The organism is Actinomadura macra NBRC 14102 (genome assembly GCF_001552215.1).
Lineage (GTDB): Bacteria > Actinomycetota > Actinomycetes > Streptosporangiales > Streptosporangiaceae > Spirillospora > Spirillospora macra.
This window is the reverse complement of sequence record NZ_BCQT01000014.1, coordinates 50,787-62,968: the sequence shown is the minus strand read 5'-3', so window position 1 is coordinate 62,968 and position 12,182 is coordinate 50,787. Positions and strand designations below refer to the sequence as shown.

General features: G+C 72.7%; 9 protein-coding genes and 1 riboswitch. Of the genes, 2 read left to right on the top strand and 7 right to left on the bottom strand.

From position 1 onward, the window contains the following. Positions 1–121: 121 nt before the first annotated feature. The 3 genes from AMA02S_RS23145 to AMA02S_RS23135 form a co-directional block, all read right to left on the bottom strand. Complete coding sequence (locus tag AMA02S_RS23145; protein WP_067461494.1) at positions 122–1,222, bottom strand: branched-chain amino acid aminotransferase; 1,101 nt, start codon at positions 1,220–1,222, stop codon at positions 122–124. Positions 1,223–1,394: 172 nt separating this feature from the next. After that, the gene (locus tag AMA02S_RS23140) at positions 1,395–2,450 is read right to left on the bottom strand and encodes a 3-isopropylmalate dehydrogenase (protein ID WP_067461493.1); all 1,056 of its coding nucleotides are present in this window, start codon (positions 2,448–2,450) and stop codon (positions 1,395–1,397) included. Between the two features lie 43 nt (positions 2,451–2,493). Continuing rightward, the gene (locus AMA02S_RS23135; RefSeq protein WP_157430788.1) at positions 2,494–5,199 is read right to left on the bottom strand and encodes a LuxR C-terminal-related transcriptional regulator; all 2,706 of its coding nucleotides are present in this window, start codon (positions 5,197–5,199) and stop codon (positions 2,494–2,496) included. A gap of 128 nt (positions 5,200–5,327) precedes the next feature. After that, positions 5,328–5,518, top strand: a riboswitch (cobalamin riboswitch). A gap of 31 nt (positions 5,519–5,549) precedes the next feature. Here AMA02S_RS23135 and AMA02S_RS23130 point away from each other — a divergent pair. Beyond that, positions 5,550–5,780 carry a CbtB domain-containing protein gene (locus AMA02S_RS23130; RefSeq protein WP_067461491.1) on the top strand — a complete coding sequence of 77 codons (231 nt, stop codon included), beginning with the start codon at positions 5,550–5,552 and terminating at the stop codon, positions 5,778–5,780. A gap of 10 nt (positions 5,781–5,790) precedes the next feature. Next, entirely contained in the window at positions 5,791–6,531 is a 741-nt protein-coding gene (locus AMA02S_RS23125) for a CbtA family protein (RefSeq protein ID WP_067461490.1), read from the top strand. A gap of 33 nt (positions 6,532–6,564) precedes the next feature. On the opposite strand, the gene AMA02S_RS23120 is transcribed toward AMA02S_RS23125, so the two are convergent. The 4 genes from AMA02S_RS23120 to AMA02S_RS23105 form a co-directional block, all read right to left on the bottom strand. Beyond that, complete coding sequence (locus tag AMA02S_RS23120; protein ID WP_067461489.1) at positions 6,565–7,266, bottom strand: (2Fe-2S)-binding protein; 702 nt, start codon at positions 7,264–7,266, stop codon at positions 6,565–6,567. A 460-nt stretch (positions 7,267–7,726) separates the two neighbouring features. Next, the gene (gene serA, locus AMA02S_RS23115) at positions 7,727–9,316 is read right to left on the bottom strand and encodes a phosphoglycerate dehydrogenase (RefSeq protein WP_067461488.1); all 1,590 of its coding nucleotides are present in this window, start codon (positions 9,314–9,316) and stop codon (positions 7,727–7,729) included. Between the two features lie 290 nt (positions 9,317–9,606). After that, entirely contained in the window at positions 9,607–10,245 is a 639-nt protein-coding gene (locus AMA02S_RS23110) for a thymidylate synthase family protein (RefSeq protein WP_067461487.1), read from the bottom strand. A 381-nt stretch (positions 10,246–10,626) separates the two neighbouring features. Next, positions 10,627–12,165: a DUF2079 domain-containing protein gene (locus AMA02S_RS23105; RefSeq protein ID WP_157430787.1), complete on the bottom strand. Its 1,539-nt coding sequence runs from the start codon at positions 12,163–12,165 to the stop codon at positions 10,627–10,629. Positions 12,166–12,182 lie beyond the last annotated feature (17 nt).

The following is a 12,182-nucleotide window of genomic DNA, read 5'->3' as shown; positions in this document are numbered from 1 at the left end:
TTCGTCTCACATGTCGAGACGATCTGATCCCGCGACCACCTGAACCGTCACGCGAGCGCGCTACCTGCCCCGGGAGGCAATGCCGACGGCGAGCCTCCCGGGGCGGATCGCGAAGCATTCTCTATATCGGGTGGACCCAGCCGTAGGGGTCGGGGCGGGTGCCGTACTGGATGCCGATCAGCTCCTGGCGCAGCCGCATCGACACTTCGCCCGGTTCACCGTTGCCGATCGACCAGGCCCGGTCGGCGCCCTTGACGTGCCCGACCGGGCTGATGATCGCGGCGGTGCCGCAGCCGAAGACCTCGGTGATCTCGCCGGACGCGCAGCCCGCCTCCCACTCGTCGATGCTGATCTTGCCTTCCTCGGCCGGGACGCCGAGGTCGGGGGCCAGCTTCAGCATCGAGTCGCGGGTCACCCCGGCGAGCAGGGTGCCGGTGAGCGCGGGGGTGAGCAGGCGGGCCTGCGAGCCGGAGCCGTAGACGAACATCAGGTTCATCGAGCCGACCTCCTCGACCCAGCGGTGCTCCACCGCGTCGAGCCAGACGACCTGGTCGCACCCCTGCGCGACGGCCTCGGCCTGGCCCGCGAAGGACGCCGCGTAGTTGCCGCCGAACTTGGCCTCCCCGGTGCCGCCAGGCGCGGCGCGGGTGTAGTCCTGCGACAGCCACACCGAGACCGGCTTGACGCCGCGCGGGTAGTACAGGCCGGACGGAGACGCGATGATCATGAACAGGAACTCGTTCGCCGGGCTGTTCACACCGAGCGCGCGGGTGGTGGCGAACATGAAGGGCCGCAGGTACAGGCTGTGGCCCTCGGCGTCCGGCACCCAGGCGCGGTCGGTGCGGACGAGCAGTTCCACGGCGTCGACGAACAGTTGCTCGGGGATCTCCGGCATGGCCATCCGGTGCGCGGAGCGGTTCATCCGCGCGGCGTTCATGTACGGACGGAAGGTGACGATCGAGCCGTCCGGTCGCTTGTAGGCCTTGAGACCCTCGAACAGTTCCTGGGCGTAGTGGAACACCTGGCTGGCCGGGTCCATGGGGATGGGGCCGTACGGTTCGAGCTTCGCGTCGTGCCAGCCCCGGTCCGCGGAGTACCGGATGGTGACCATGTGGTCAGTGAAGTGCCGCCCGAAGCCCGGATCGGCCAGGATGCGCGCCCGCTCTGCTGCGGACGCGGGCCGTTCGCTGGGCGTGATCTCGAAATCCAGGGTCTTGCTCATCGCGGTTTCCTCTCGCGGATCGCCGGTGCGGCCCCGTTGCCACATCGACGTCTTTAGTCCTCATTGTCGTACTTCGTCTAGTACCTACTCCTCCGCCCGCGGCGCACACAGAAATCCGGGCGCGCCACGCGGCGCGCCCGGAGTGTCCCTGATCAAGCCGGGAAGGCGCGCCCTAGCCGGATACTCGCTTGGTGATCGCGTCGCCGATCTGGGCGGTGGAGCGGGCCCCGAGGGCGGCCCGCTCGGCCAGGTCGTCGGAGACGGCGCGCTCGACGCGGCGGGCGGCCTCGCCGGCGCCGACGTGGTCGAGCAGCATGGCGACCGACAGGATCGTGGCGGTCGGGTCGGCCTTGCCCTGACCCGCGATGTCGGGGGCGCTGCCGTGCACCGGCTCGAACATCGACGGGGCGGTGCGGGCCGGGTTGACGTTGCCGGACGCGGCGAGGCCGATACCGCCGGCGACGGCGGCGCCGAGGTCGGTGATGATGTCGCCGAACAGGTTGTCGGTGACGATCACGTCGAAGCGCTGCGGCTGGCTGACGAAGAACATCGTGGCCGCGTCGACATGGCAGTAGTCGGTGCTGACCTGCGGGTATTCCTCGGCGACCCGCTTCAGCGTGCGCTGGTAGAGATCGCCCGCGAAGGTGAGGACGTTGTCCTTGTGGACGAGCGTGAGCTTGCGCCGCGGCCGGGACGCCGCGACGTCGAAGGCGTAGCGGATCACCCGCTCGACGCCGTGGGCGGTGTTGACGCTCTCCTGCGTGGCGACCTCGTGCGGGGTGCCCTTGCGCAGCACGCCGCCGACCCCGGTGTAGGGGCCCTCGGTGCCCTCGCGGACGACGACCATGTCGATGTCGGCGGGCGCCAGGCCGGCCAGCGGGGTGGAGACGCCCGGGTACAGCTTCACCGGGCGCAGGTTGACGTAGTGGTCCAGCTCGAACCGGGCTCGCAGCAGCAGACCGCGCTCCAGCGTGCCGCTCGGCACGCTCGGGTCGCCGACGGCGCCGAGCAGGATGACGTCCTGGCCGCGCAACTCCTCCAGCACCGAGTCGGGCAGCGTCTCCCCGGTGCGGTGCCAGCGCGCGGCGCCCAGGTCGTAGGGCGTCTGCTCGAACGTCAGGTCACCGGACGGGGCGACGGCGTCGAGGACCTTCAGCCCCTCGGCGACCACCTCGGGGCCGATCCCGTCACCGGGGATGACGGCCAGTCGAATGCTGCGGGAAGCCATGCGCGCACTCTACTGCAAACGTCTCAGTGCTTGGGCTTTCGTCTCAAATTCCGGGACGTCGGTCTCGCGGCAGGCGTTCGACCTGCGGGCTCGTCCGGGGGCCGTCCCGGGTGAGCGCGGCGGGCAGGTCGCTCCGGTCGCGGACGCCGAGCCGGTCGTAGACCGCGCCGAGGTGGTTGGCGACCGTCCGGATCGACAGCACGAGCCGCTCGGCGATCTCCCGGTTGCCGAGTCCCTGCGCGGCGAACCTGGCGATCTCCAGCTGCCGCTCGGTGAGCCCCGGCGCCGCGAGCCCGGTGAGCGCGGGGGTGCGGGCGCCCTGGCAGTGCCGCGCCAGGCTCCAGGCCCGGATTTCGGACGCCTGGGACGCGCGGCCGGAACCGGCCCGCCGGTGCGCGCGGGCGGCCATGGCGGCGGCCTCGGCGGCGTGCAGGATCAGCCCCATCCCGGCGAAGTCCTCGGCGACCGCGTCGAGGGCGCCGCCGTCCCGCGCGGCGGCGGACGCCGCGTGCCGGGCGCAGGTCTGGACGAGCGGCCCGTCCATCCGCGCGGCCAGCTCGGCGAGCCGCCCGGCGGCCCGTCCCGGCTCGCCCAGCCGGACGGCGTCGTGCAGCGCGAACATCTCGTACCCGTGCATGCCGTGCGCACCGGCCTCGGCGGCCGTGGCGAGCGCGGCGTCCCGGGCGGCGGAGGCGCCGTCGCGCAGCAGCGTCACCCACGTCCCGGCCAGCCGGTACGGGAAGTCGATCAGGTAGTAGGTCGGCAGCGTCCGGCGCCCGGCCTCGGCGAGCGCCCGCTCGGCGGCGGGCAGGTCGCCGAGCAGCGCCGCGGACTGCGCCATCTCGCCGTGGCAGAGGCCCGCGAACCCGGTGCGCCCGTCGCCGCGTCCGGCGCCAAGGCGGGCGACGCCCTCCCGGCAGGAGCGCAGCGCGTCCTGGATGGCTCCCCTGACCCGCTGGATCTGGGCCCGGTGGCCGAGGAAGGCCGCCACACCGAGGTCCCATTCGCCGTATCCGGCGAAGCGTTCGAGCATGTCGCGGCTCGCCGCCTCGGCGCGGCCCGCCGCGCCCGAGAACAGCAGGGCCAGCATCCGCGCGCAGGCGAGGTCGAGCTCCACCGCCGAGACCTCGTGGCGCCAGCCGACCGCGCCGGCGGGCAGCCCGCCGATCAGCCGCAGGCACTCCTCCGCCCGTCCGGCGTGCGCCTTCTCCACGCAGTCCGCCGCGACGGCGTGGACGGCCTGGTCCTCGGGCATGGGCCCGGACGCCCGTGCGCGGCCGAGCGCCTCCCGGGCCGGCGCGAACTCGCCGAGGAGCAGGTGGACACGGGCCCCGAGCAGGTCCATGTCACGCAGCTCGACGCGGCCGGTCATGCCCGTCCTCGCCTCGTCCAGCAGGCGCAGCGCGTCCTCGCCCCGGCCGAGCGCGAGGACGAGACCGAGCGCGCGGGTCGTGGCGTATCTGGAACGCTCCCGGTCGGTGCGGGGACGGTCCGCCGGGGACGCGGCCACCGTCGCCAGCAGCGTCTCGCCCTCCTCGGCACGACCGGTCACGTACATGATCCCGGCGAGCGGGAGCGCCGCCTCCAGCCCGCCGCCCGCCTCCAGAGCCGCCCGCGCGAACCGCTCGGCGAGGACGAGGTCGTAGGCGCCGCGGGCCCGCAGGCACGCCTGGACGGCGAGGGCCGGGGCGGCCGCGGTACCGCTGTCCAGCCGCCAGACCGCGACGCGCAGCAGGTCCTCGCGGCGGCCCATGCCGGTGCGCTCCACCGCGTCGGCGAGGGCGGCCCGCCGGCGCCGCGCCCGCAGCACCGGGGTCCGGTCGCGGGTGACCTCGCCGAACAGCGGGTGCGCCAGCCACGCCTGGAGCCGCCGCCCCCGCCGGACGAGGTCGATCACGTGCCGTTCCTCGGCCCGCTCGACGGCCTCCGGCGAGGTGAGCGCGGCCAGCACCGGCACGCCGACCGGCTCCCCGAACGTCACGTACTCCAGCACGGCCAGCTCATCGGGGCCGACGGTGCCGAGCCGCGCCTCGACCAGTTCACCGAGCCGTGGCGTGAGCGGCAGGTCGCCCCGCCAGCGCCAGACTCCCCGCGCCTGTGCCAGCCGGCCGGCGGCGGTCCCGGCAAGCACGAGTTCACGCAGGAACAGCAGGTTGCCGCGGGTCTCCCGCCACAGCCTGCGGGTCGTGCCGCTCTCCACCTGCCCGCCGAGGACGGCCTCCAGCACCGTCCCCGTCTCGGCCACCGGCAGCGGCTCCAGCTCCAGGCGCCGCGCCAGGTCGTCCTTCCATAAGGCGAGGACGGGGTCGGGCATCGACTCGCCGGTCCGGACGGTCGCGAGCACCCTCGCCCGCTCGTGCACGACCAGATGGTGGACGAGGGCCGCCGAACTCGGGTCGAGCAGGTGCGCGTCGTCCACCGCCAGCAGCAGCCGCGCCGGGTCGCCCTGGGAGCCCACCGCGTCCGCCGCCCAGCGCAGCGGGTTGATCACCGCGGTCCCGGGCCGGCGCGCCGGCAGCACGTGCCCGAACGCGCCGAACGGGATCCGGGCGCCCGCGCGGGTCGCGCCGACCCGCACCACCCGGTACCGGCCGGGTTCCAGCCGGTTCAGCGCCTCCGTCGCCAACCGCGTCTTGCCGACTCCGGCCTCCCCGGCGACGACCACGCCGTGCCCGCCGCTGGTCCCGAGCAGCTCGCGCACCTCATCGAGCGTCGCCCCACGACCGGTGAAAGGCCAGGTTGTCCCCACCTTCCGATCGTATGGACGCGGGACGGGCCGCGGATGCAGCGGACCGGAAACGGCCACGGCGCGTCACCACACGATCGCGAAGCATGGCCCTTCCCAGGTCCACCGACTTGACGCGGGCGCGGGCAAAGGGGACGCTCTGAGCGACAAGTCAACATTCGAGGCGACGGTGTGCAGGAACCTGGTGCGAATCCAGGACGGTCCCGCCACTGTGACCAGGGAGTCTCCCCCGCTTTGCGACCACGGCCGCGCGTCCGGCTGGAAGGTCGGAGGGAGGCACCGATCTGGGAGTCAGGACACTGACCCGTCGTCCTCCCGCTACCGGGGCGAGTGCACCCCGTGAGGAGACCCCCATGGCCCAGTCCGCCATCCCGTCCGCGACACCGTCACCGCGGACCGACCCCGCGCCGCTGCGCGTCCCGGTCCGCGAGATCCTGCCGTGGGCGGTCTTCGCCGCCGTGCTGGGAGCGGTCCTCATCTACTTCGTCGGCGCCGAGCAGGGCGCCACGTCGCTCTTCGGCGGGACGTGGGTCCACGAGTTCACGCACGACGGCCGGCACCTGCTCGGCTTCCCCTGCCACTGAGCCGCCGCAGATGATGAGATCTCTGCTGGTCCGCGGCATGCTCGTCGGGCTCGCCGCGGCGGCCGCCGCACTGCTGATCGCCTGGCTCTACGGCGAGCCGCAGGTCGGCCACGCCATCGCGTTCGAGGAGGCCAAGGCGCACGCCGCGCACGAGGGGCACGAGCCGGAGGTGGTCAGCCGGACCGTCCAGAAGACGAGCGGGCTGATCACGGCGATGGCCGTGTACGGGGTGGCGCTCGGCGGGCTGTTCTCGATCGCCTTCGCCTTCGCCTACGGACGGCTCGGGGCCCTCGGCGCCCGCGCCACGGCGGCGCTGGTCGCCCTGGCCGGGTTCGTGGCGGTCGAGCTGGTCCCCTTCCTGAAGTACCCGGCGACGCCGCCCGCGGTCGGCGACCCCGGCACCATCGGGAGCCGGACGGCGCTGTACTTCGGCATGGTCGCGCTCGGCCTGCTGGCCACCACGGCCGCGGTGATCGCGTGCCGGCGGCTCGTCCCGCGGTTCGGCGTCTGGAACGCGACGATCGCGGCGGTTCTCGGATTCGCCCTGGTGGTCGGCGTGGTCTACCAGCTCACACCGAAGCCCGACGCCATCCCCGAGCACTTCCCGGCCACCGTCCTCTGGGACTTCCGGATCGCCTCGCTCGGCGTCCAGCTCGTCCTGTGGTCGACGATCGGGCTGCTGTTCGGATACCTCACCGAGCGCGCGTTCGCGCGTCACCCGTCCCGCGCCGCGGTCCCCGCCGGCGCCTGACCCTCCTTGCCGTCCCGCCGCGGGCCGTTCCGGTCAGCGGCGGGAAGGTCGGCGGCGTAGCAGGGCGCAGTCGCCGCACATTTCGCCGCCCGGCGGTACCCGGTAGTACAGGCAGCAGCTGCGCCGGACGAAGCCGTCGCGCTCGAACGCCCCCGTCCCGGCCAGCGGCTCGCGGGCGAGCAGCTCGCGGACAAGGGCGGCGCGCCTCGGCGTGGGAGAACCGACGTTCAGGCTCCCGGCGAGCGCCGACGCCGCGTTGCCCCAGAGCAGGCCGTCCGCGAGGCCGACGAAGGTGATCATCGTCTCGCGCAGCGGTTCGAGCTGCGCGGTCACGACCACGTCGTGGACGAGCCCCGCGGCTTCCCCCACATCCGCGGCTCGCCATCCGGACGGGCGGGCGAGCCACAACGCGACGGGCGCGCCGGGCGCCCAACGCCAGTGCAGGCCGGACAGGTCGGGGACGACGCCGTGCGCCGCCGCCGCGACCACGGGCGACCAGAGCCGCGACGCGAGCCCCTGGAAGAGGATGGACGCGGCGACGCGCTGTTCGGGGGTGCCGAGCCGTTCGGCGTACTTGGCGGTGAGGCCGATGAGCCGGTCGCGGTCACGCTCGGGGAACGGCCGCCAGGTCGGGTCGGCCTCCTCGGCCGGGTCGGTGACGATCTCGAAGTAGGGACCGGCCCGCGCGACCTCGCGCAGTACATCCACGACCTCGGAGGACTCGGCGAGGGGCATCCGCCCACCCTAGTGCGAGCAGGGGCCATCCCTGGACGGGACGGCCCCTGCTCGGCGGGCGACTACTTGGACGGGTGGCCGCCGTTGTCGCGGCGGTCCAGGGCGGTCTGCAGGGCGCGGGCCGCCTCCTCCTGCGCGTCGTCGGCGGGCGCGGTGTTCATCACGTGGTTCATGCCGTTCACTCCGGGGTTCGCTGTGCTGTGGCCAGAGGGCCGCCGGGAGTCCGTGGGTCGCACGGACCGGTGTCGTATCGGACTCACGGCCAGGCAGAGCCTCCGCAGCGGGTGCCGGCCTGCCGATGATCAGGCCCCGCTGCGGCAGCGAAGGATTACCACGAAGCGCCGCATGACTATCGCCACGTTACCCGCCGCCCCGACCACTGTCCCGACCCGTGGCGTAAAATCTCACCATCCGAGACGACCCCTCGAAGAGCCACCCCAACCCCGGGACTGCAGTCAGCTCAGCCGTCCAGGTCGACGCGGCGGCCCATGTCGGCGCCGACCTCGGCGAAGATCGCGTCGACGAGCTGCGGCGCGATGGCCGAGTCGACGGTGAGCGCGATCAGCGCCTTGCCGCCCTTGGCGTCCCGGCCGACCTGCATCCCGGCGATGTTGACCTGGGCGTCGCCGAGCAGCTTGCCGACCGCGCCGACGATGCCGGGCCGGTCGACGTAGGAGAAGAACGCCATGTGCTCGGTCGGGACCAGCTCCATGTTGTAGCCGTTGATCTCGATGATCCGCTCGGCGTGCTTGGGGCCGGTGAGCGTGCCGGACACCGACACCACGGCGCCGTCGGCCATCGTGCCGCGCACCTGCACGACGTTGCGCCAGTCGGGGCTGTCCTCGCTGGTGGTGAGGGTGACCTCGACGCCGCGGTCGCGGGCCAGCAGCGGCGCGTTGACGAACGTCACGGCCTCCTCGATCACGTCCACGAACACGCCCTTGAGCGCGGCCAGCTCCAGCACCTTGACGTCGTGCTCGGCGATCTCGCCGCGCACCACCACGTCCAGCCGGACGGGTACGCCGCCGGCGAGCGCGGTGAAGATCCGGCCGAGCTTCTCGGCGAGCGGCAGGCCGGGTTTGACGTCCTCGGCGACGGCGCCGCCCTGGACGTTCACCGCGTCCGGAACGAACTCGCCGGACAGCGCCAGCTTTACCGAGCGGGCGACCTGCGTGCCCGCCTTCTCCTGCGCCTCGTGGGTGCTCGCGCCGAGGTGCGGGGTGACGACGACGGAGTCGTGGTGGAACAGCGGGCTGTCGGTGCACGGCTCGGTGCTGAACACGTCGAGGCCGGCGCCGGCGACCCGGCCGTCCTTCAGCGCGAGGTCGAGGGCCTCCTCGTCGACGATCCCGCCGCGGGCGGCGTTGACGATGCGCACGCTCGGCTTGACCTGGTGCAGCTCGCGGTCGCCGATGAGGCCGAGGGTCTCGGGCGTCTTCGGCAGGTGGACGCTGATGAAGTCGCTCTCGCGGAGCAGCTCGTCGAGCGTGACGAGCTTCACGCCGAGCTGTGCGGCGCGGGCGGCCTGCACGTAGGGGTCGAAGGCGATCACGTTCATGTCGAACGCGGCGAGGCGCTGGGCGACCAGCACGCCGATACGGCCGAGTCCGAGGACGCCGGCGGTCTTGCCCTGGAGCTCGACGCCGGTGTACTTGGAACGCTTCCACTCGCCCTGCTTGAGGGCGGCGTGGCCCTGTGGCACGTTCCGGGCGGTGGCCAGCAGCAGCGCGATGGCGTGCTCGGCGGCGGTGACGATGTTGGAGGTCGGGGCGTTGACGACCATGACGCCGGCCTTGGTGGCGGCCTCCACGTCCACGTTGTCGAGACCGACGCCGGCGCGGGCGACGACCCGCAGCCGCCGGGCGTTCTGGAAGACCTCGGCGGTGACCTTGGTCGCGCTACGGACGATCAGCGCGTCGACGTCGGCGACCGCGGGCAGCAGGAGCGCCTTGTCGCTGCCGTCGACGTGACGGACCTCGAAATCGGACTCCAGCACGGCGATGCCGGCCGGGGACAGCTCTTCTGCGACGAGGACGACGGGCTTGCTCAAGGAAACAGTCCTTCGGATGTCGGATGTACGCGGTCGGATGTGCACGTCTGCGGGTCGGCGTGCGTGCGGGTGAGCACGGTGTGCCGCTGAAGGTGTGCAGGTGAAGTCGCGAGTCACCTCGTCGTGCTCTCGGCCCCCGCTGGCGAGTCTATCCCCCGCCGGGCGCCGGGTCGGCGGCAGCCGGAACATCCGCGGCAACCCGTCCGGGCCGACCCACACCAGATTTGGTCAAGCCTGGTCAAGTCGGGTCAAGTCCGGCTCAGCACCGCGTCCGGCCGGGGCCGGACCCGTCACGCCGCGTTGGGCTCGGGCATCGCGGTGAGGACGGACGCGACCCGTTCGGCGTCCGCGACCAGCAGATGCGGGACGTCCACGAACACCCGCAGCGGCCCGGCCGGCAGCCCCAGCTCCTCGGCGACCTGGAGCTGGACGGCGCGCAGCGGGATGTAGATCAGGTAGCCGGGGTAGACGTCCTGCGACCGGAACATCCCGGTCATGATCAGCCGGTAGCCGCGGATGCGGAACGACAGGGCGGTGAGGTTCGGCAGGCCCTCGGACGCCTCGCCCGGCAGCGTCAGCGAGATCCACGCGCTCGTCGTCCACGGCCTGGCCCGCAGCAGGTCCACGACCCAGGCGAGCTGGTCCACACCGTCGAGGTCGCGCAGCCGCGGCCCGTAGCGGCCGCGCACGACGCGCCGGGTGCGCTCCTGCGCCCGCCGGACGAGGCCCGCGGCGTCCCCGTGCTCGCGCAGGATCGGGTCCTCCCAGCTCAGCGAGGCGACCTCGAAGAGCAGCGGCGGCCCCTCGATGATGGGTCCGCGGTCGTCCATACCGGCCTCGCCAGCCGCCCAGACGTGCCGGAGCACGCCGATCCACGCCTGCCCGCAGGTCTCCCATCGCTGGACGTCATGGCCCTCTGGCGCCGCCATGTCACGACTCCCCGCCAGATATCACCCGGCGGCCCGCTTTGCCGAGCGGGGAATTAGTTGCCTCCGACATTGTCGCGAGGGGAATAAATTTCGCCGTCCGCCCGCACCGCCGGCTTACCGTGCTCCCGATCAGCTCGTCACCACTCATGCGCTCCGCCCCAACGCCGCCCGGCAGCGGTCACATGAGTGTTAGCGCAGGCAGGTCTCCTGGCCGGCCGCGGCCGTTCGCGACTTTCTTCAAGTATCCAGCAAAGTGGAGCAAAAGTGTAGGTTTATGTTTGCGGCTGGCAGCCTTCACCGACATTCTGACCCACTCTGTGACGGACTGTCATTGGACGCCTTGTCCAAACGATCTGGATTTATCCGCTGTACAGCCCACGTTCACCAGGGATCGGCTATGTCCCGGTGCAGGACGACGTATCCGTCCTGCCGGTAGACCTCCCGATACCCCAGCGCGAGCAGCGACTCCACGCGGCGCCGCTGCTCGGCCACAGTCCGGAAGGGGAACTCCAGCCGCTCGACATCGGCGATCACCCAGGGCGCCCGGCGGGGCTGCCCGTCCCACAGCAGGACGCGGGTGCGGGTCGTCAGCGCGGGGCCGATCGCGTTGGCCGACTCGACGAGCGCCCCGTCCGGAATCCGGGACGCGACGGCCGCGGCGGCGCGTGCCCGCTCGTTCCGCCGCCACAGTGCGGGGTCGGCCAGATGGACGAAGGCGAAGAACGGCACGCACACGACCGCCGCGGTCAGGAGCGCCGCGGCGGGCAGCAGGGCCGGAATCCGGACGCGCACCTGCGGCCCGAGCCGCTTGCGTAGCCGCGCCGCACCGTCCACGGACGCCATGACGAGGACCGCGACGATGAACGCGTTGTAGTGGTAGTGGGGCTCCCACCAGTTACCGAAGCGGCTGGCGAGCATCCGCTCGGCCAGCAGCGGCAGGATGGTCAGCGTCAGCGGCGATGCCAGCGGAAGCAGCAGCAGCGGCAGGACGAGCAGCGCCATCGTGCCGAGCTTGTGCGGGGGCGTGCCGAGGACGGCCAGCACGTCCCACGGGTGTGTCAGGGCGTACACGGCGGCGTGCGGCAGGTCGGGGCCGAGCGACCCGTAGGCCCAGTAGTAGTCGTTGTCGCCACCGAAGACCGCGATGATCAGCCGCGAGCACACCCAGGTCGCGACGAGGCCGCCGACGATGTAGGCGAGGCCGGCGCGCCGGTCGCCGCGCGGCAGCCATCCCCCGTCCTCGGCGTCGCGGGGTTCGTGCTGGGTGAGCAGGAAGATCCCGAAACCCACCAGCAGGAGGCCCATGTCCTCCTTGACGAGGAGCAGGGCCAGCGCGGCGACCGCCGCCGAACCGCGCCGCCCGGCGTCGTAGCGCTCGACCATGAGCGCCGACAGCACCGGCACGAACGCGACCTCGTGGAAGTCGAACGCGAGGGCCTCGGCGACGGGCCAGGACAACGCGTACGCAGCGGCCGTGCAGTACGCCGCGCCCGCGCCGAACCGGCGCTCGGCGTAGCGCCAGATCGGCACGATCGCGAGCGCGAACAGCACCGCCTGGGCGACCAGCAGCGTCCCCGGCCCGTCGTGGAGCCAGTACAGCGGCGCCAGCAGGGCGAGGATCGGCGAGAAGTGGTCACCCAGGATCGCAAAGTGCGGGCCGAATCCGTTGTGGACGCCCTTGACCATGGCCACGGGCAGTTCGAACCGGCTGTAGGAGCGGATCGCCTGGTCGAAGATCACCAGGTCATAGCTGCTCGCCCGGAAAGCGCGCAGCCGCATCAGCGAGTACGCCGCGTACAGCGCCGCGCTCGCCGTGACGAGCGCCCACAGCGCCGCGCGCCGTCGCCGCGGACGCGTCCCTCCTCCGCGGCCGACCGGAGCCTCGTCCACGGGCCCCTCCACCACAACCGCCTCAGCCACGCGCCGGACGCTACCAG

What these genes read in the sequence shown, in the direction of transcription:
- AMA02S_RS23145 (WP_067461494.1), bottom strand. Translation starts at nt 1,222, where the DNA reads ATGAGCAAGACCCTGGATTTCGAGATCACGCCCAGCGAACGGCCCGCG.
- AMA02S_RS23120 (WP_067461489.1), bottom strand. Translation starts at nt 7,266, where the DNA reads ATGCCCCTCGCCGAGTCCTCCGAGGTCGTGGATGTACTGCGCGAGGTC.
- AMA02S_RS23140 (WP_067461493.1), bottom strand. Translation starts at nt 2,450, where the DNA reads ATGGCTTCCCGCAGCATTCGACTGGCCGTCATCCCCGGTGACGGGATC.
- AMA02S_RS23125 (WP_067461490.1), top strand. Translation starts at nt 5,791, where the DNA reads ATGATGAGATCTCTGCTGGTCCGCGGCATGCTCGTCGGGCTCGCCGCG.
- AMA02S_RS23130 (WP_067461491.1), top strand. Translation starts at nt 5,550, where the DNA reads ATGGCCCAGTCCGCCATCCCGTCCGCGACACCGTCACCGCGGACCGAC.
- AMA02S_RS23110 (WP_067461487.1), bottom strand. Translation starts at nt 10,245, where the DNA reads ATGGCGGCGCCAGAGGGCCATGACGTCCAGCGATGGGAGACCTGCGGG.